This is a genomic window from Lysinibacillus sp. F12, from assembly GCF_057773605.1.
Window position 1 is genome coordinate 240,826 of the sequence record NZ_JBYMLP010000005.1, and the last position, 16,606, is coordinate 257,431.

The 16,606-nt window shown below is 37.7% G+C and carries 14 protein-coding genes, 6 tRNA genes and 2 rRNA genes; 3 read left to right on the top strand and 19 right to left on the bottom strand.

Annotated features, from left to right (window positions below; translation table 11 throughout):
* Nucleotides 1-7: 7 nt before the first annotated feature.
* Nucleotides 8-1,090 carry a heparan-alpha-glucosaminide N-acetyltransferase domain-containing protein gene (locus AC3CH7_RS20480; protein WP_099805420.1) on the top strand — a complete coding sequence of 361 codons (1,083 nt, stop codon included), beginning with the start codon at nt 8-10 and terminating at the stop codon, nt 1,088-1,090.
* A gap of 172 nt (nt 1,091-1,262) precedes the next feature.
* Here AC3CH7_RS20480 and AC3CH7_RS20485 read toward each other — a convergent pair whose 3' ends face one another.
* A complete protein-coding gene (locus AC3CH7_RS20485) occupies nt 1,263-1,916 on the bottom strand; it encodes an SDR family NAD(P)-dependent oxidoreductase (protein WP_488381855.1) in 654 nt (217 codons plus the stop codon).
* Between the two features lie 186 nt (nt 1,917-2,102).
* On the opposite strand from AC3CH7_RS20485, the gene AC3CH7_RS20490 reads away from it, so the two are divergent.
* Nucleotides 2,103-2,282: a BLB8/JUQZ-1 family protein gene (locus tag AC3CH7_RS20490; protein WP_488381860.1), complete on the top strand. Its 180-nt coding sequence runs from the start codon at nt 2,103-2,105 to the stop codon at nt 2,280-2,282.
* 11 nt (nt 2,283-2,293) lie between these two features.
* Here the strand turns inward: AC3CH7_RS20490 and AC3CH7_RS20495 are convergent, their stop codons facing one another.
* The 16 genes from AC3CH7_RS20495 to AC3CH7_RS20570 all read right to left on the bottom strand — a co-directional run bounded on the left by AC3CH7_RS20495 (nt 2,294) and on the right by AC3CH7_RS20570 (nt 14,234).
* On the bottom strand, nt 2,294-3,391 hold the full coding sequence (locus AC3CH7_RS20495; RefSeq protein WP_488381856.1) for a DUF4179 domain-containing protein: 1,098 nt from the start codon (nt 3,389-3,391) through the stop codon (nt 2,294-2,296).
* Between the two features lie 4 nt (nt 3,392-3,395).
* Nucleotides 3,396-3,941, bottom strand: a complete 546-nt coding sequence (locus AC3CH7_RS20500) for a sigma-70 family RNA polymerase sigma factor (protein ID WP_099805422.1) — start codon at nt 3,939-3,941, stop codon at nt 3,396-3,398.
* 284 nt (nt 3,942-4,225) lie between these two features.
* The gene (gene glmS / locus AC3CH7_RS20505) at nt 4,226-6,028 is read right to left on the bottom strand and encodes a glutamine--fructose-6-phosphate transaminase (isomerizing) (RefSeq protein ID WP_012296030.1); all 1,803 of its coding nucleotides are present in this window, start codon (nt 6,026-6,028) and stop codon (nt 4,226-4,228) included.
* 822 nt (nt 6,029-6,850) lie between these two features.
* Nucleotides 6,851-7,366, bottom strand: coding sequence for a type 1 glutamine amidotransferase domain-containing protein (locus AC3CH7_RS20510; RefSeq protein WP_197150636.1), 516 nt, complete (start codon nt 7,364-7,366; stop codon nt 6,851-6,853).
* A gap of 129 nt (nt 7,367-7,495) precedes the next feature.
* Nucleotides 7,496-8,848 carry a phosphoglucosamine mutase gene (glmM, locus tag AC3CH7_RS20515; RefSeq protein ID WP_031416705.1) on the bottom strand — a complete coding sequence of 451 codons (1,353 nt, stop codon included), beginning with the start codon at nt 8,846-8,848 and terminating at the stop codon, nt 7,496-7,498.
* Between the two features lie 217 nt (nt 8,849-9,065).
* The gene (locus AC3CH7_RS20520) at nt 9,066-10,142 is read right to left on the bottom strand and encodes a CdaR family protein (protein ID WP_488381857.1); all 1,077 of its coding nucleotides are present in this window, start codon (nt 10,140-10,142) and stop codon (nt 9,066-9,068) included.
* On the bottom strand, nt 10,135-10,971 hold the full coding sequence (gene cdaA, locus AC3CH7_RS20525) for a diadenylate cyclase CdaA (protein WP_012296035.1): 837 nt from the start codon (nt 10,969-10,971) through the stop codon (nt 10,135-10,137). Before cdaA ends, AC3CH7_RS20520 begins: the two co-directional genes overlap by 8 nt.
* A 149-nt stretch (nt 10,972-11,120) precedes the next feature.
* On the bottom strand, nt 11,121-11,747 hold the full coding sequence (locus tag AC3CH7_RS20530; RefSeq protein ID WP_012296036.1) for an anti-sigma factor family protein: 627 nt from the start codon (nt 11,745-11,747) through the stop codon (nt 11,121-11,123).
* A 13-nt stretch (nt 11,748-11,760) separates the two neighbouring features.
* On the bottom strand, nt 11,761-12,324 hold the full coding sequence (gene sigW / locus AC3CH7_RS20535) for an RNA polymerase sigma factor SigW (RefSeq protein ID WP_004225410.1): 564 nt from the start codon (nt 12,322-12,324) through the stop codon (nt 11,761-11,763).
* A 133-nt stretch (nt 12,325-12,457) separates the two neighbouring features.
* Entirely contained in the window at nt 12,458-13,363 is a 906-nt protein-coding gene (gene rocF, locus AC3CH7_RS20540; protein ID WP_012296037.1) for an arginase, read from the bottom strand.
* A 185-nt stretch (nt 13,364-13,548) separates the two neighbouring features.
* A tRNA-Lys gene (locus tag AC3CH7_RS20545) sits at nt 13,549-13,621 on the bottom strand.
* A 12-nt stretch (nt 13,622-13,633) separates the two neighbouring features.
* Nucleotides 13,634-13,708, bottom strand: a tRNA-Gln gene (locus tag AC3CH7_RS20550).
* 14 nt (nt 13,709-13,722) lie between these two features.
* Nucleotides 13,723-13,806 (bottom strand) — tRNA-Tyr (locus tag AC3CH7_RS20555).
* 18 nt (nt 13,807-13,824) lie between these two features.
* Nucleotides 13,825-13,900, bottom strand: a tRNA-Val gene (locus AC3CH7_RS20560).
* A gap of 70 nt (nt 13,901-13,970) precedes the next feature.
* Nucleotides 13,971-14,045: transfer RNA gene (locus tag AC3CH7_RS20565), tRNA-Glu, on the bottom strand.
* Nucleotides 14,046-14,157: 112 nt separating this feature from the next.
* Nucleotides 14,158-14,234 (bottom strand) — tRNA-Asn (locus AC3CH7_RS20570).
* Nucleotides 14,235-14,497: 263 nt separating this feature from the next.
* Between AC3CH7_RS20570 and mbcS the strand changes: the two genes are divergently transcribed.
* Nucleotides 14,498-16,075 carry an acyl-CoA synthetase MbcS gene (gene mbcS, locus AC3CH7_RS20575; protein WP_012296038.1) on the top strand — a complete coding sequence of 526 codons (1,578 nt, stop codon included), beginning with the start codon at nt 14,498-14,500 and terminating at the stop codon, nt 16,073-16,075.
* A 105-nt stretch (nt 16,076-16,180) separates the two neighbouring features.
* On the opposite strand, the gene rrf is transcribed toward mbcS, so the two are convergent.
* Together rrf and AC3CH7_RS20585 are read right to left on the bottom strand one after the other, a co-directional pair.
* Nucleotides 16,181-16,296: ribosomal RNA gene (rrf, locus tag AC3CH7_RS20580) — 5S ribosomal RNA — on the bottom strand.
* A 186-nt stretch (nt 16,297-16,482) separates the two neighbouring features.
* Nucleotides 16,483-16,606 (bottom strand): 23S ribosomal RNA (locus tag AC3CH7_RS20585); the annotation flags it as partial.

Consider the following 16,606-nt stretch of genomic DNA (forward strand, 5'->3'; position numbering starts at 1 on the left):
TAAAGAAATGAATAAAGAATATCAAGTAAACAACGAAGAATTATTACGCTTACCAAAACGTCAACTTGAATTGGATATTGCCAAAGGGATCGCGATTATGTGTATGATTGCAGTGCATATACAAAGTAGCTTATCAGTAAATGCAATCATTCATTCAAATGCAGGTGGGATTATTGAGCTACTGGGTACGCTCCCTGCGGCGCCTGTGTTTATGTTTTTATTGGGAACGGGGGCAGTATACTCGCGTAATAACAGCCTGAAAAAATCTATCGACAGAGGCTTGAGGATTTTTGCGCTGGGATATGTATTAAACATCTTAAGAACCGTAATTATTTTCTTTCCTTCGCTACTGTCAGGTGAATGGGTGAACCAAACTGGTTTCATAATCAAGAGCCTTCTTACCATTGATATACTTCAGTTTGCGGGACTCGCGATCATCTGTGTAGGACTAGTTAAAAAATCAGGAATAGGAATCTATCCAATTTTAACACTTACTGTATTATTAGCGAGCACAAATTATATTATGCTTTCCTTCCAGACAAAAAATGATTATATAGGTGCGGTCACCGGTTTATTCTGGGGCTCGTGGGAATGGGCTTCATTTCCATTAATCACGTGGATTTTTTATCCAATGACAGGTTATTGCTTTGGAATTCTGCTCAAAAATGCACAATCAAAAAAAATCTTCTACAAAAAAAGTCTTCTATTATCAAGCACAGTATTTATGTTGCTAGCCTTTTTGACATTTATTTTTAAAATAGACACAGGACTTATGAGTGAAGTTTCGTACGCTCACCACACATTGTACAATAATTTTCTTTATACATCTTTTATTATTGTTTGGATTTCCATCTTGTTTTACACATCCAAGGCGTTCCCAAAAGTTGTCACCGATACGTTAGTACAATGGAGTAAGAACGTAAATTCTATGTACATCATCCACTGGGTATTGATAGCTCTACTTATTGCAGTTTTCGGAATGAATAATTTAGGTCTCTTGACGACGATTATCTTATTTCTAATCATTTGCGCAGCCAGTGACTTTCTAGCGAAATATTATAAAAAGCGAAAGGAAAACTTGGTTAATTGAATATTTTCATAGTTGCTGTTAGTACAACATATGTCACCATATAAACAAAAGCTGAGATGTCGCAAGTTAAGAAAACATTGACACAAGAGTTATCAAAAATGTGCATCATTGTGAAACGGGCGCTATTTTTAAAATAGCGCCCAATAATGGAACTGTAAAGAATTATAAACATTTATTGTTTATATAGGATTTCCTTTTTATCGTGTTTAGTAAAAAGTACCCAATATGCTTCAGCAATCCGATTTGGATCAAAAAATGTTCCTGGTTTTACTACACCACCTATGGTTACAGTACCGACAGTAATGCCATGAGGTGACAATTCATCTGCAAGTGTAAAAGTTAGGTTGCGTAATCCTGCTTTGCTTATTGCTGCAGAAGCTCTTGATGCAACAGGATTTAATGCAAGCATTCCACCAGTGAAAAGGATTGTTCCTTTTTGGCGTTCAATCATTTCTGGTATGACTTGTTGGGAACTAGTTAAAGCACCTGCTACGTTCACATTAAAATCGTTCAATAAATCTTGTTGATCCAAAATTGAAGGGTTGTTTATAGTATTCGCACCTGCATTATAAATTAAAACGTCTGGTACTCCATAGTCTGATTTTATTTGATTAAATGCAGCTATTAATGAATTTGAATCTGATGCATCAGCAGTGATTCCATATGCCTCTATGTTTTCATTCTGAAGTTCGGCGATTTGTAAGTCTAATGATTCCCTCCTTCTTGCAAGGAGAATTACTTTAAAGTCATTACTACCAAATTTTCTTGCAATGCCAGCACTTACCCCGGGTCCTGCACCAACAATTACTATTAAAGATTTACTCATTTTGATTATTTCCTTTTTAATTAAACACTTAGCAAAATCAATCTATAGAAAAAATACTTTCACTAGACAAAGGTTACCATATTCAATGTCTTTTATTCAACAATATGGCCCTTTAAAAGAAAAAGACGCGTTCCTAAATAAACGCGTCCTTTAATGGAATAACTAAAATATGGGCTTATTCCTAAAATCGCTTATAGCTCTGAATACGCTATACAAGGTACTCATTGGTTAGTTTTGTATGGAAATAATGTTGTACGTCTTGTTGGTAATAAAACTATTATGATAAATACAGGAACTGCTCAAGTTAAAGCTTTTAAATCTAACGGAGCACTACTTGGTACTTATTATTTTGAGGTGAAAAGATAGTTTGAAGTTTTTTATTCTTTTGAGTTAATTGGTATTGTTATTTCTAGTTCTGGAATGTATTGAATCTTCGGATCACCGTTTTCATCCAGTTGGTATGATCCCTCAAAGTCATAAAGATGAATATACGGTTTAATTGTAATAGCTTTTGGTAAGGTTTCAAATGGATGAACACGTAAATCCATGATGAAATCGCTATTTCCTTTATTTGTCTCACGGCCACCATTGCCATTAATTAGTTTTAGTTCACGCCCTTGTTCATCATAAACTTCGATACGTATTCCTTCCCGGAAATCTACAGAAGTTGATTTATCAAGCAAGGCTATTCTTGTTGTAATACTAGTTGTTATGGGAGTTAGTATAATTTGTTCAATAGTAAACTGATTATTTTTGTATTTTCTACTTATATTAGGCTGTAGGTTTATATAGTTACCTATATCCCTCACTGGAATATCCATTTTAAAAGGTTCAGAAATCCCAGTTATTGTAGTGGATAATGTCAAATTAAACTTCTTTTGGAAAGGGCTTCCATCTTTATTTTCCAAATCTGCAAATTCAAGAACTGCGGAATTATTATCCTTACTTGGTTGCATATAAACACCACTATAATTAGTGTGATTCAGTGGTTCACCATTTAGTGAAAATTCAATATTACTCATTTGATCTGATAAACTTTCTTTTGAATTTTCACCTTCTTTATGATGGCCTTCAATCCCAATTGCAACACGTGTACCATCATACACTACTTCTGTTACATTTAATGTAAAGCCTTCATGCGTAACGCTTGTATTCAATTTTGTTGAGAGCCCCTTTTCATCCGCGGCGTGTAGACCAAGATCCCTTGTAAATTTAAAAACAGATGATAATAAAGGCACTTCTTTCATCGCCGCCGCCATCGTTGGTGAAATTAAACCCGTGACAATAATCAAACTAAAAATCATTGCTACAGATGCTGTAACTCCTAAATATATCTTTACGTGAGATGGCTTTTCTTTACTTATTTTTTTTAATATACGCTTTTCCCATTTCTTTTTCTCGAAGTTTGTAAGGTCTTGTTCTTCATAATGTTCCAAATCCATATTCATATCATTTAAATCTTTATAAATAGACATATTCTCACTCCTCACACTTCATTTTTTGAACTAAAAAACTTTTAAGCTTTTTACGTCCTCTGGAAAGCTTGTTATAAACCCAAGACTCTTTCGCATCAAATTCTTTTGCTATTTCACTTGAAGTGGTTCCTTCTAAATAGTATTTTTCAAAGATTTTCCGTTCACTAGCTGACAATTGCTCAAGGAGTTCCTCAACGCAGTTTTCTTCTAATGGTTGTTTTGCCTTTACCATAGATTCATCAATTTCTGAAACTGAAAATTGCTGATTTTGTATGGTAATTTGTCTTCTTTGATAATCAATTGCTTTATACTTTGCAATCGCTGCAATCCATTGTTTGAATGAATTTTTCTTAGGATCAAAGGAATGAATATTATTCCATATCGATAATAAAACATCATCAAGGCATTCTTCATAATCTTGCTGCTGGTAATTTAAATGACGTTTAATGATCGCTGTAAGTAAACCACCATACTGATTAATAATAAAAGGAATTGCTTTTTCATTTTTTTTCTGTATGTGTTGTACAACATTGTTCTCTGTAATTTTCAATTGTTCACCCCGCTCAATGAATATTGGTACCTACTATGTAATACGAAATGAATACGATAAATCTATCACAAAAGAAAAAAAGAATAACAGAAATGTTAATCTTTAAAAAATTTCCTTTATATAATTTGAAAACCTACAATTCTTCACAATCTTATCTATACAAAAAACATCCTGCATATCAACACAGGATGTTTAATCAAACTTTAATATAAATTATCGAACTTTGTTTTAAATGATCAAATTTTTTTATAAAACTACAAACACACTTCTAGTATAAAACTCAATTATTCAACTGTCACCGATTTAGCTAAGTTACGTGGTTTATCCACATCACAACGACGGTGGAGTGCTGCATAGTAGCTGATTAACTGTAATGGCACTACCGATACAAGTGGCGTTAGGTATTCGTGAACATGCGGAATGACTAATCGGTCGCCATCCTCATCAATACCAGCCATCGCGATAATACATGGATATGCACCACGCGCAGCAACTTCTTTCACATTACCACGGATGTTTAGCCCAACTGATGCTTGTGTAACAAGTGCAAACACTGGTGTTCCTTCTTCAATTAAAGCAATTGTTCCGTGTTTAAGCTCACCGCCAGCAAAGCCTTCTGCTTGGATATAAGAGATTTCCTTTAGTTTTAAGGCCCCTTCAAGGCTCACGTAGAAGTCCATATTACGACCAATAAAGAATGCATTACGCGCGATTTTTAAGTAGTCTTCTGCGATGTCTTCTAATACATCTTTTGAGTCAATAATTGTTTGGATACCGTTTGCGGCAATCGCAAGCTCTTGTTTTAAATCAAATTCTAAGCCTGTGCCATTTGCTTTTGCTGTTACATAGGCTGCTAGAGCAAGGACTGCTACTTGCGCCACATATGCTTTTGTAGAAGCTACAGCTATTTCTGGACCCGCATGTAATAACAACGTGTGATCAGCTTCACGTGATAGTGTTGAGCCAGGTACATTTGTAATTGTTAATGTTGGGTAGCCAAGCTCTTTAATTTTTACTAGAACCTGACGGCTGTCTGCTGTTTCACCTGATTGTGTAATAAAGATAAATAAAGGTCTTTTTGAAAGTAATGGCATATTATAGCCGAATTCACTAGAAATATGAACTTCTACTGGGATACCGGCCATTTTTTCAAAATATTGTTTACCAATGAGCCCTGCATGATAGCTTGTGCCCGCCGCAATAATATATAAACGATCTGCAGCTCGCAATGCTTCTAAAATTTCGGTATCAATTGTTAGATCGCCATTATCACCCTCATACGCTTGAATAATTTTGCGTATGACTGTAGGCTGCTCATCCATTTCTTTTAACATATAATGAGGATATGTTCCCTTTTCAATGTCGCTCATATCAAGCTCTGCTGTATATGGTGCACGTTCCACTACAGAACCATCTAGTTTTGTAATTTCAACGCTAGCCTTGTGTACAATTACAACCTCTTTGTCGTGTAGCTCTACATATTGGTCTGTCACTTGCAGCATAGCCATTGCATCCGAAGCAACAACATTGAAGTCTTCACCAATTCCAACTAAAAGTGGAGATTTATTTTTCGCTACAAAGATTGTATCAGCGGCTTCTGCATCTAATAGTGCAAGCGCATATGAACCATGTAGTAAAGATAACGTTTTACGGAAGGCATCTGCTGTGCTTAAACCTTCTTTTACAAACAACTCTACTAATTGCACGATAACCTCTGTATCTGTATCAGATTTCATTGGAATACCTTTTAAGTATGTTTTTTGTAATAGATGATAGTTTTCAATTACCCCATTATGCACAAGCGTAAAACGCCCTGATGCACTTTGATGCGGATGAGCATTTAAACGATTTGGTACTCCATGTGTAGCCCAACGTGTATGACCAATACCAATTTTCGCAGCAACATCTTCATCTACCGCTTCTCGTAAGTCTGCGATACGTCCTTTTTCTTTAAAAACCGTTACGCCTTCTTCATTACGGACTGCAATGCCCGCTGAATCATAACCACGATATTCTAGCTTTTCTAAACCTTTTAATAAAATTTCCTTTGCATCTGATTCACCAATATATCCTACAATTCCACACATAAATTCTCGTCCTCCGATATTGTCAATTTAACGCAATGACAAAGTAGACCTCATCTACCGAATTTTTTGAATGGACAAGCAAACTTTATTTTAAATAAAATAAAGCACTTTCGTACATGCAATGAACTCATTCAGCCATCTGAATGGAGCATTCGATATGTGAAGTTTTCTTCTATTCATCTATTGCTTTACGATACCTTCTCCATTTCCTGTACATTCAATCACTCAAATGCTTTCGAAATGAAAAATGACAATCGGGTATGTCGATCGGGAGGTATCCGCCGAATTTTCGATAAACCTCCACCTCGTCTGCTGAAGATTCTTTTCGTCCAATTTCTTCAGCTCAGGCGCTATAATTGTTTTCCGATTTTACGCTCTCTTTCCTCCTTTTGCGTTCGTTCAAGAACAAGGTCGGACCTCGTCTTCAACTTCTCCATCATACTCAATCATATGCTATCCGTCAAACTTTCGTTATAAAAAATACCTAGTACCCTTGCTTTTTCGTGACAAATATGTAGACAAACAATTGCTAGTGCTAGAAAAACCTTGAAAAACACACTACTTAGCATTACTTAGTACGGATTGTTTTGTTAGTGGGGATGATTTGGTGGAGAATCTGAAGAAAATGCTTAAAGGCAGGAATCGTATTAGAAATCATTAGTCGTGACGAAATTTATGGATATGAAGTTGTCACGCAACTTACGAGTACGGGCTTTAAGGGTATCGCAGAATGCACATTGATCTTGGTCAAATAACAAATGTGCTCAGCGCATTATACAAAAGAAACAAAAGGCACAAGCAAAAGCTGCTTGTGCCTTTTTGTTATTTACTAGCTAATAAATTTACTATTTCTCTATTAAAGGCAGGTAGGTCATCTGGTGTTCTACTTGTCACGAGTTGCTTTTGGCAGACGAATACTTCCTCATCGTGGAATTTTGCCCCTGCGTTTTCTAAATCTACTTGAATGGATTTATAACCTGTAGCGTCACGACCATTTAGTGTTTTTGCCGTAATTAGCAGCTGCGGTCCATGACAAATGGCAAAGGTTGGTTTCATATCATCCATAAAGGATTTTACAAACGCCACTACACGATCATCGGCGCGTAAGATATCTGGAGAAAAACCACCAGGTATAAACAGTGCATCAAAATCAGTCGCTTTTACATCCTCAATGCCTTTATCAATTTTTACTGTTTCCCCATGTTTCCCTTTTACCTCTTTTCCTGCCTCTGTATCAATTGTTACTAGCTGATGTCCAGCCGCTTCTAAGGCTTCTTTAGGACTTGTAAATTCACTATCCTCGAACATATCGGTAATAACTGTAGCAATTTTAGCCATATCCATCAAACACTCCTTGTTATTGTGACTCCTTTTTACTGTTCCCCATCTTTGCTATTTAAAACATCCTTTTTCAAACAAGAAAAACTCGACCTCCTAAAAACGGAAATCGAGTTAAGTTTATATTTACTAGTCTGTTAAGCCCATTTCTGCACGCACAACATCTGCAATACGCTCAACAAAACGCTCACAAGCTGTTTCAGTAGCAGCTTCCACCATTACACGAACAAGCGGCTCAGTACCTGAAGGACGTACTAAAACACGACCATTCCCTGCCATTTCAGCTTCTACCTCTGCAATCACAGCGGCCACTTTCGTATTTTCAGTCACCGCATGCTTGTCTGTTACACGAACATTGACAAGACGCTGAGGATAGATTTTCATCTCGGCAGCAAGCTCTGACAGCTTCTTACCTGTCGCTTTCATAATGTTGACAAGCTGAATACCTGTTAGTAGACCATCGCCCGTTGTATTAAAATCTAAGAAAACAATATGCCCTGATTGCTCGCCACCTAAATTGTAATCATTAGCACGCATTTCCTCTACGACATAACGATCCCCTACTGCAGTTTGTATGCTTTGCATACCGTTATCTTCAACTGCCTTATAGAAGCCCATATTGCTCATAACGGTTGACACAATAGTTTGCTTCTTTAAACGACCAACTGCATTTAAATACTTGCCAATAATAAACATAATTTGATCGCCGTCAACAATTTTACCGTTTTCATCTACAGCAATTAAACGGTCACCGTCTCCATCAAACGCTAGACCCACATCTGCATCCTTTTCTAATACAAATTTAGCTAGTCCCTCTGGGTGAGTTGAACCTACACCATCATTAATATTTAAACCATTTGGAGAAGAACCCATTGTAGAAATGTCAGCCTCTAGGTCCGCAAAAAGATGCGTCGCTAATGATGAGGTAGCACCATGTGCACAGTCTAATGCTACATGGATACCATCAAATTCTTCATCCACTGTTTGTTTTAAGTATTGAATGTACTTTTGTCCGCCTTCGAAATAGTCACTTACAGATCCTAAATCTGCCCCAATTGGACGTGGTAATGTATCCTCTTGAGCATCAAGTAAAACTTCTATTTCCTCTTCTTGTGCATCTGTTAGCTTAAAGCCATCTGGGCCGAAGAATTTAATGCCGTTGTCAGCTACTGGGTTATGCGAAGCTGAAATCATGACGCCTGCATCTGCGCTCATAATACGAGTAAGGTATGCAACACCTGGTGTTGAAATAATTCCAAGGCGCATTACCTCTACCCCAATTGATAAAAGACCAGCAACAAGTGCACCTTCCAGCATCTCGCCTGAAATACGTGTGTCACGACCAATTAAAACCTTAGGACGGTCAGTTGCATCTTTCGTTAAAACATAGCCACCTATACGGCCAAGTTTAAATGCAAATTCCGGTGTTAGTTCACTATTGGCGACGCCACGGACGCCATCTGTTCCAAAATATTTACCCATTCTACTTATTCTCTCCTTCAATGCAAGACTGTGTCACATTCATCATAGACACTTGTCCGCTTACTTTTGGAAAAGTCTGCTTTTGTTCATTCATTGGTAATTTTTCGTAATCCACTCAGTTAGTTTGTTTGGTGAATATATTGCGATCTACCCACCAAACCAAACTCCAGTTAAATTTTTGATTTAGAATCAAAATAAAATTATAGTCAGATATTGTTTAAGAATCAATATCTTCCGTTTCTTCAGTTGGCGTATTTTTATCAGTCGTAGTACTATCATCCGTCACATCAGTTTCCTCAGTAGGGGGTGGCGTTTCCTCTGTAGAAGCCGGTGTTTTCTGCTCTTCTTCTTTCTCTACTTTTGTAATATCTGCCTTCACTTTTATTTTCTTATCAGATATTTTTGTCACACCATCTGGTAATTTTACATCAAACTCATAAGTTTTTGATTCAGTAATTTTTGACAAATCCACTACAATTGGAATTTCTGTTAAACCATCAATAATCGATTTTCTGCCATATACTTTAATCATTTTTTGCGTAAATGTTAAAGAATTGATTGTAATATCATCCGAGGCTTGCCCTGTTTCTCTAATAACAACTGGGAGTTCTCGGCTATACTCCCCAATATCTACTTGAACATTAACGGTATCAGGTTCAATTGTTACATCAAGCTTATTTAAATCTCGATCTAATACTTTTACTGCCGCGTCCTGAGAGAATGATTGCTTCAAGCCTGGCTCTCCAGCAACAGTGGCTTTTACATAGCTGATGCTTTCAATAGCACTTTTTGCCCCTGTCACGTAAACAGTCGGTGGATCGGCTACCATATCCTTTAAAATATACCCTTCTTCGATTAGTCGAGTATTCATTTCTGGGTCTACTCGGAACTCCTTCGTGACCTTTTCCTCAATATTTACATGAATAGTTGCAGGGTCTAATGTAACCTTTAACTTATCAGAAATATTTTCGTATTGTAGCTTAACATCATGCTCGCCAATCAATAGATTACTTAAATCAACGAATACTGAGAAATCCTTTGTTGCCCTTGTTTTTATAACAACAGGCATTGGTCCTTTTATCTTCACATCTACTGTTTCAGGTAATCCTGTTACAATCAGATTCTCATTATCATAATAAACATCTACTGGTACATCACGAATAATATCAGTCTGTTCAGTGGTAGTTGTTGTATTGATTGGCGATAGCTCGGTACGAACTGAGAAAAAAAGCAAAAATGCTAAAAATAGCGCGATGATTCTTAGTACCCAAGGACTATCCATCATTTTATCCATTCTTTTTCCCCCTCCAAGTTAACTTAGAGGCTGCATTTGACTCCTGTGCTGATCCGAACCACATTTTTCGTAATAGTGTCTCGAACTCCTCTAGAGAAAGATTACGATGGAGATTGCCATTCAACGTAATACTAATGGCTCCTGTTTCTTCTGAGACAACGATAGTTATCGCATCCGTCACTTCACTTAAGCCAAGTGCAGCACGGTGGCGTGTCCCTAACTCTTTTGAAATAAATGGACTTTCAGATAGAGGTAAATAGCAAGCTGCTGCTGTAACTTTATCTCTTTGCATAATTACCGCCCCATCATGTAATGGCGTATTCGGTATAAAGATATTAATGAGCAATTCTGAAGAAATTTCAGCATTTAGACCTATGCCTGTTTCAATATATTCGTTAAGACCTGTTTCTTTTTCAATTGAAATTAACGCACCTATTCGACGTTTAGCCATATAACTTACAGATTTTTTCATAGCCTCTATAAGCCTTGTTTGCTCCTCGTCTTCTTGACTAGATGAACGTTGGAAAAGCTTCCCTCTACCAATTTGTTCTAAGCCTCGTCTGATTTCAGGTTGGAAAATAATAATAATCGCCAAGAAACCAAATTCAATGACCTGCTGTAGCATCCAGCCTAACGTTTGTAACCCTAAAAGGTCTGTTGCAATTCGTGCAATAATAATGACGAAAATTCCCTTAAGTAATTGGACAGCCTTCGTACCTTTAATGAGGGTTAAGACCTTATAAACAACGTACCAAACGAGCAGTACATCGATGAAGTTAATAACAATATTCACAGGCGTTAAATCTGTGAAATGTTCAATAATTTGCACGTGGCATCCCCCACTTTTCATTACGAATCCATACACATTCAAGTATAGCACATTCTTATCAAATGTAACTTTTTTCAAATAAAAAGTCTACTCAGAAGAGTAGACCTTTCAGCCTCTCACGTGCACTATTTTTTAGGACGTATAGAGTGTTATTTAGTTTCTTCTTTTTCATCAAATGTCATGGCTGTTTTTACAGAGTTTTTAATCGTATACCATAACCATTCAAATACTTCGTCAATTTCTTCAATTCTCCCTGAAACTACCGCTGAAGATGCCATGTATTGCCCGTTTATGACTGTGACGTTACCATCAACTTCTCCTTCAACAACCAAATCGCCATTTTTCACCACAATATCGCCCTTTACAACTTCCCCTGCGGGTACGATAACCGTTTGACCATCTACAACTAAATTGGGCTGCTTGGTCACAGAGAAATGCTGGTCATCCATAAAGCTTCCTAGCAAGGTAGCACTCATAAATAAACAAAATACTGCTGCTGCCACAAAAAATGGATGTCGGCGTATCCATTTTTGTATACCTACTCGACTTTTCGGTTTTGGTAAACGAGCCATTACTGCTGCTTCAAAATCCGGAGGCGCTGTAATATGGGAAGCACTCTTCACAAAGGCGATTGTTTCACTCAATTCATGCATCAACTGTTTACAATCATTACATGTATGCAAGTGTTGCTTTAACTCTTGCTCATGCTCACGACTAATGTCACCGTCTAAATAATCATGCATATAATCAATAATATGCTCTGGACAAGTATTCATGACGCTCCCCCTCCTACAGATTGTTTAACTGCTTACGTAATGCCTCACGTCCGCGGTGAATTCTCGTTTTCACCGTTCCAAGTGGCATATCTAAAATCTCGCTAATCTCTTGCAACGATAACTCTTCTATATATTTCAATACTATAACCGAACGGTATTTATCCGGCAAACGTCCAATTTCGTATTGAATGCGATCTTGCAGCTCCATTTGCTCTAACTGCTCCTCTGGTAGCTGGTCATCTGCTGCGATTTGTGAATACATATCAAGCCCTTCTGTACCAGCTACTTCTGCATCTAAATAATAATCCGGTTTCTTTTTCCGAATACGATCTATACAGAGGTTTGTCGCAATGCGATAAAGCCACGTCGAAAACTTTCTTTTCTGATCAAAAGTATGCAAATTCATATATGCCCGAACAAAAGCTTCCTGAGCAATATCTTCAGATTCTTGTTTGTTACCTAACATTCGATAGCATACTTGGTACAGTTTGTGCTGATAGAGACTCACAATATCGGCAAATGCGTTTTGATCGCCTTTAAGCACTTGTTTTATTCTCTTATTTACTAACGCATCCATTGTGTTGACTTCTCCACCTTTACAACTGTCTTATACTATACGACCCATCGATAAGAAAAGTTTCGTTTTATTTCAATTATAGCAAAAGATTTTTATGCAATGTGGCGACAGGCAATTTTTTGAATATTTTTGTTTAAACTAACGTTTCTCCAAATAAAGAGCCCATTAAAGCAACAGCTACATTTGCCGTTGTATTTTTCTCATCTAATATCGGATTCACTTCTACAAACTCCGCAGAGGTTAACATTCCAGACTCTTGTAGCATTTCCATTGCTAAATGACTTTCACGATACGTAATTCCACCTGGCACTGGTGTTCCAACCCCTGGTGTATAAAGAGGGTCAAGTCCATCTAAATCAAGCGATAGGTGCAATCCATCAACATTACGCTCTTTTAAATAGGCAAGTGCATCTTCCATAACACGCGTCATGCCAAGTCGATCAATTTCATGCATTGTGTACACTTTAATTCCTTGTTCACGAATCAAGTCACGCTCACCAGGATCTACAGAACGAGCTCCGATGATAATAACGTTTTCTGGCTTAATTTTCGGCACACTATTACGAATTTGAACTAAACGTTCATGCCCAAGTCCAATACTAACTGCTAAAGGCATTCCATGTATATTGCCAGAAGGTGTAGTTTCAGGTGTATTTAAATCTGCATGTGCATCATACCAAATAACACCTAGATTTTTATAATGTTCTCCTAATCCTGCAAGTGTACCAATAGCAATACTATGGTCTCCACCAAATACAAGTGGGAATTTTTTTTGTTCGACTACTTCATGTACACTATTAGCCAAAGCTGTACTAACTTCGACAACTTCCTCTAAATTTAATAACTTTTCGTCTACTGCTGCATTTGCTTGCTTTTGACTTACACGAATATCCCCTTGATCTTGTACCTCGTGTCCAATACTTGTTAAACGTTCAACAACGCCTGCATAACGAATAGCACTTGGTCCCATATCTACGCCTCGACGTGTTTGTCCGTAATCTGTTGGTACTCCAATAATAGAAATATTAAGTTTATTCATGTTTTTATACCCCCTAAAAGTTATAAGACTATTGTAAAGCCTACTTACCAATTGGCTCAACCCAACAAAAAAACGCATATTTATTCATTATAAATCAACATAAAAAAATCTCCTACTGTTTTCAGCAAGAGATTAGTTATCTGTATTTATTATATCACTTTTGAATATATTTTATTCTATAAAAGTGAGCCATGAAGGACTCGAACCTTCGACCCTCTGATTAAAAGTCAGATGCTCTACCAACTGAGCTAATGGCTCATAAAAGAAAAATGGCTGGGGTACTAGGATTCGAACCTAGGCATGACGGAATCAAAATCCGTTGCCTTACCGCTTGGCTATACCCCAATCATTTATAAAACTGGTGGAGGGGGACGGATTCGAACCGCCGAACCCTAAGGAGCGGATTTACAGTCCGCCGCGTTTAGCCACTTCGCTACCCCTCCGAAATAACACAATAATAATGGTGGAGGATGACGGGCTCGAACCGCCGACCCTCTGCTTGTAAGGCAGATGCTCTCCCAGCTGAGCTAATCCTCCATAGAAACAGGTGTTATATCACAGTTTATTTTCTTTTTAAAGCCTGTACATCATGACGATGCATTTTAAATGGTGACCCCTACGGGATTCGAACCCGTGTTACCGCCGTGAAAGGGCGGTGTCTTAACCACTTGACCAAGGGGCCATATGTACGTCTCAAACAAGACAATAATTATAATAACATTATTTCTACATTCTTGCAACACTTTTCTACAATTTTTTTATGTATAAAACCATCTTAAAAATGAGCAAAAAAATGGCTCCGAAGGCAGGACTCGAACCTGCGACAACCTGATTAACAGTCAGGTGCTACTACCAACTGAGCTACTTCGGAACAATACTATTCGTATGTCTTAGACAACCTCTTAAGTACATTTATTATTATAGCAAGCATTCTAAATAATGCAACACATTTGTGAAAAATTTTATATTTTTTGTCGAGGCCTTCTTAAATATAACTTAGAAAGCAAAATAGTTCTCTATTAAATCTAATATTTCTATTTTGTGTATTAAATATTCTTGCTGTATATTATTGCAATTGTTAAAATAAAAATAGTTTTACGAATTTTCTATCATTTCAGGGGGAGGAATGTTCAAATGGTAATAAAGGATTTAATTGCACCGGATGTTTATAACATTACAGAGGAATTAGAAAAATTTTCGCAAGATAGTGAACGCCAAGCTATACGTTGGTTAAATACACAACAAGAGAGGCAAACAGTTACTTACGTAGAGCTTGTTCAAAAAATGAATCAATACGCTAATGCCTTTACGAAGAAGGGGCTTCAAAAAGGAGATCGTGTATTAGTTATTATTCCTCGCCTACCAGAGGCCTATTTTGTTTTCCTAGGCTGTTTAAAAGCGGGTATTGTTCCTATTTCATGCTCAGAAATGTTGCGCGCAAGTGATTTAGAGTATCGTATGGAGCATTCTTCTGCTAGTGCTGTGATCGCCTATGAAGCATTTACTAGTGAAGTAGATAAAATCTCTTCTTCTGTCAATACTTTAAAAAACAAAATGGTCATTGGCACAGCTACAGGAGATTGGTCTTCTTTAGATGAATTGGCTAGCTCGCAACCAAATACATTTACTGCTGTTGCTACTAAACGCGATGACATGGCGTTCCTTTCTTATACTTCTGGAACAACAGGTAAGCCTAAGGGTGTCGTTCATTCTCATGGTTGGGGCTACGCGCATATTCGAACAGCGGCTGCACAGTGGCTTTGTGTACGTGAAGGAGACTTAGTATGGGCTACTGCTGCTCCAGGTTGGCAAAAATGGATTTGGAGTCCTTTCCTATCCACCATTATGTTGGGGGCTACAGCCTTTGTTTATCATGGTGGGTTTGATGCAAAAACATATCTTCGCCTGTTGCAGGATGAAAAAATTAATGTTCTCTGCTGCACTCCAACTGAATATCGTATCATGGCGAAGCTTGAGAATTTAAAAGACTATAATCTATCCTCTCTGCGTAGTGCTGTCTCTGCTGGTGAACCATTAAATCGACCAGTCATTGAAACATTTAAGAATCACTTTGATCTAAAAGTCCGCGATGGTTATGGTCAAACAGAAAATACATTACTCATTGGTACTCTGGAAAACACAGAGTTACGTCCTGGTTCCATGGGTGTCCCAACTCCAGGTAATATTGTACGTATTATCGACAATGAAGGAAATGAGGCACCTGTTGGCGAGGTTGGAGATATTGCCATACACAAATCATCGCCAGCGTTGTTTAAAGAGTATTATCGGGAGCCTGAACGCACACAAGCGGCATTCCGTGGTGAATGGTACATTACTGGTGATCAAGCGAAATGTGATGAAGATGGTTATTTTTGGTTTGAAGGTCGAGGCGACGATATAATTATCTCATCTGGTTACACTATTGGTCCCTTTGAAGTAGAAGATGCCTTAAACAAGCATGATGCTGTACAAGAGTGCGCAGTTGTGGCTGCTCCAGATGAAATTAGAGGGCATATTGTCAAAGCCTATGTAATCTTACGAGATGGCTATAAGGAACACAATGAAGAAGAATTAATTAAGGAGCTACAGGAGCATGTAAAAGCACTGACTGCGCCTTATAAATATCCTCGTAGTATTGTCTTTATCGATGAGTTACCAAAAACAACATCTGGGAAAATTCGTCGTATCGAACTACGAGCAGCAACTGTCTAAATATAGTAAGGAGGCATTTTCTTTGAATGAAATGCCTCCTTTTACTTTTTAGAATTTTAAACAAAAAAAAAGCCACTACTGAGTGTATCAGTAGCGACTTTTTGCGCCTAGCGATGTCCTACTCTCACAGGGGGAAGCCCCCAACTACCATCGGCGCTAAAGAGCTTAACTTCCGTGTTCGGTATGGGAACGGGTGTGACCTCTTTGCCATCATCACTAGACTATGTTCGGCTTTCAATATACATCGCATTTCTTCGTCAGCTTCTGTCGTTCAGTCAGTCACGTACTTGAGTACGCTCCTTCCCTCTCTCCATTGCTTCCTCGAACTACTCGTATCTTGAAACCCTTTATAAAAGAAATTATTCTTTCAAAACTGGATAAACGGTTCATTGAATGCTTCAAACTTTTTGGTTAAGTCCTCGATCGATTAGTATTCGTCAGCTCCATGTGTCACCACACTTCCACCTCGAACCTATCTACCTCATCGTCTTTGAGGGATCTTACTTACTTGCGTAATGGGAAATCTCATCT

Excerpts from the sequence above, each read along its gene's own strand:
- AC3CH7_RS20480 (WP_099805420.1), top strand. The coding sequence starts at position 8 with ATGAATAAAGAATATCAAGTAAACAACGAAGAATTATTACGCTTACCA.
- AC3CH7_RS20520 (WP_488381857.1), bottom strand. The coding sequence starts at position 10,142 with ATGGATAAAATGATGGATAGTCCTTGGGTACTAAGAATCATCGCGCTA.
- AC3CH7_RS20510 (WP_197150636.1), bottom strand. The coding sequence starts at position 7,366 with ATGGCTAAAATTGCTACAGTTATTACCGATATGTTCGAGGATAGTGAA.
- AC3CH7_RS20530 (WP_012296036.1), bottom strand. The coding sequence starts at position 11,747 with ATGAATACTTGTCCAGAGCATATTATTGATTATATGCATGATTATTTA.
- glmM (WP_031416705.1), bottom strand. The coding sequence starts at position 8,848 with ATGGGTAAATATTTTGGAACAGATGGCGTCCGTGGCGTCGCCAATAGT.
- AC3CH7_RS20495 (WP_488381856.1), bottom strand. The coding sequence starts at position 3,391 with ATGTCTATTTATAAAGATTTAAATGATATGAATATGGATTTGGAACAT.
- sigW (WP_004225410.1), bottom strand. The coding sequence starts at position 12,324 with ATGGATGCGTTAGTAAATAAGAGAATAAAACAAGTGCTTAAAGGCGAT.
- glmS (WP_012296030.1), bottom strand. The coding sequence starts at position 6,028 with ATGTGTGGAATTGTAGGATATATTGGTGAATCAGATGCAAAGGAAATT.
- rocF (WP_012296037.1), bottom strand. The coding sequence starts at position 13,363 with ATGAATAAACTTAATATTTCTATTATTGGAGTACCAACAGATTACGGA.
- AC3CH7_RS20485 (WP_488381855.1), bottom strand. The coding sequence starts at position 1,916 with ATGAGTAAATCTTTAATAGTAATTGTTGGTGCAGGACCCGGGGTAAGT.
- mbcS (WP_012296038.1), top strand. The coding sequence starts at position 14,498 with ATGGTAATAAAGGATTTAATTGCACCGGATGTTTATAACATTACAGAG.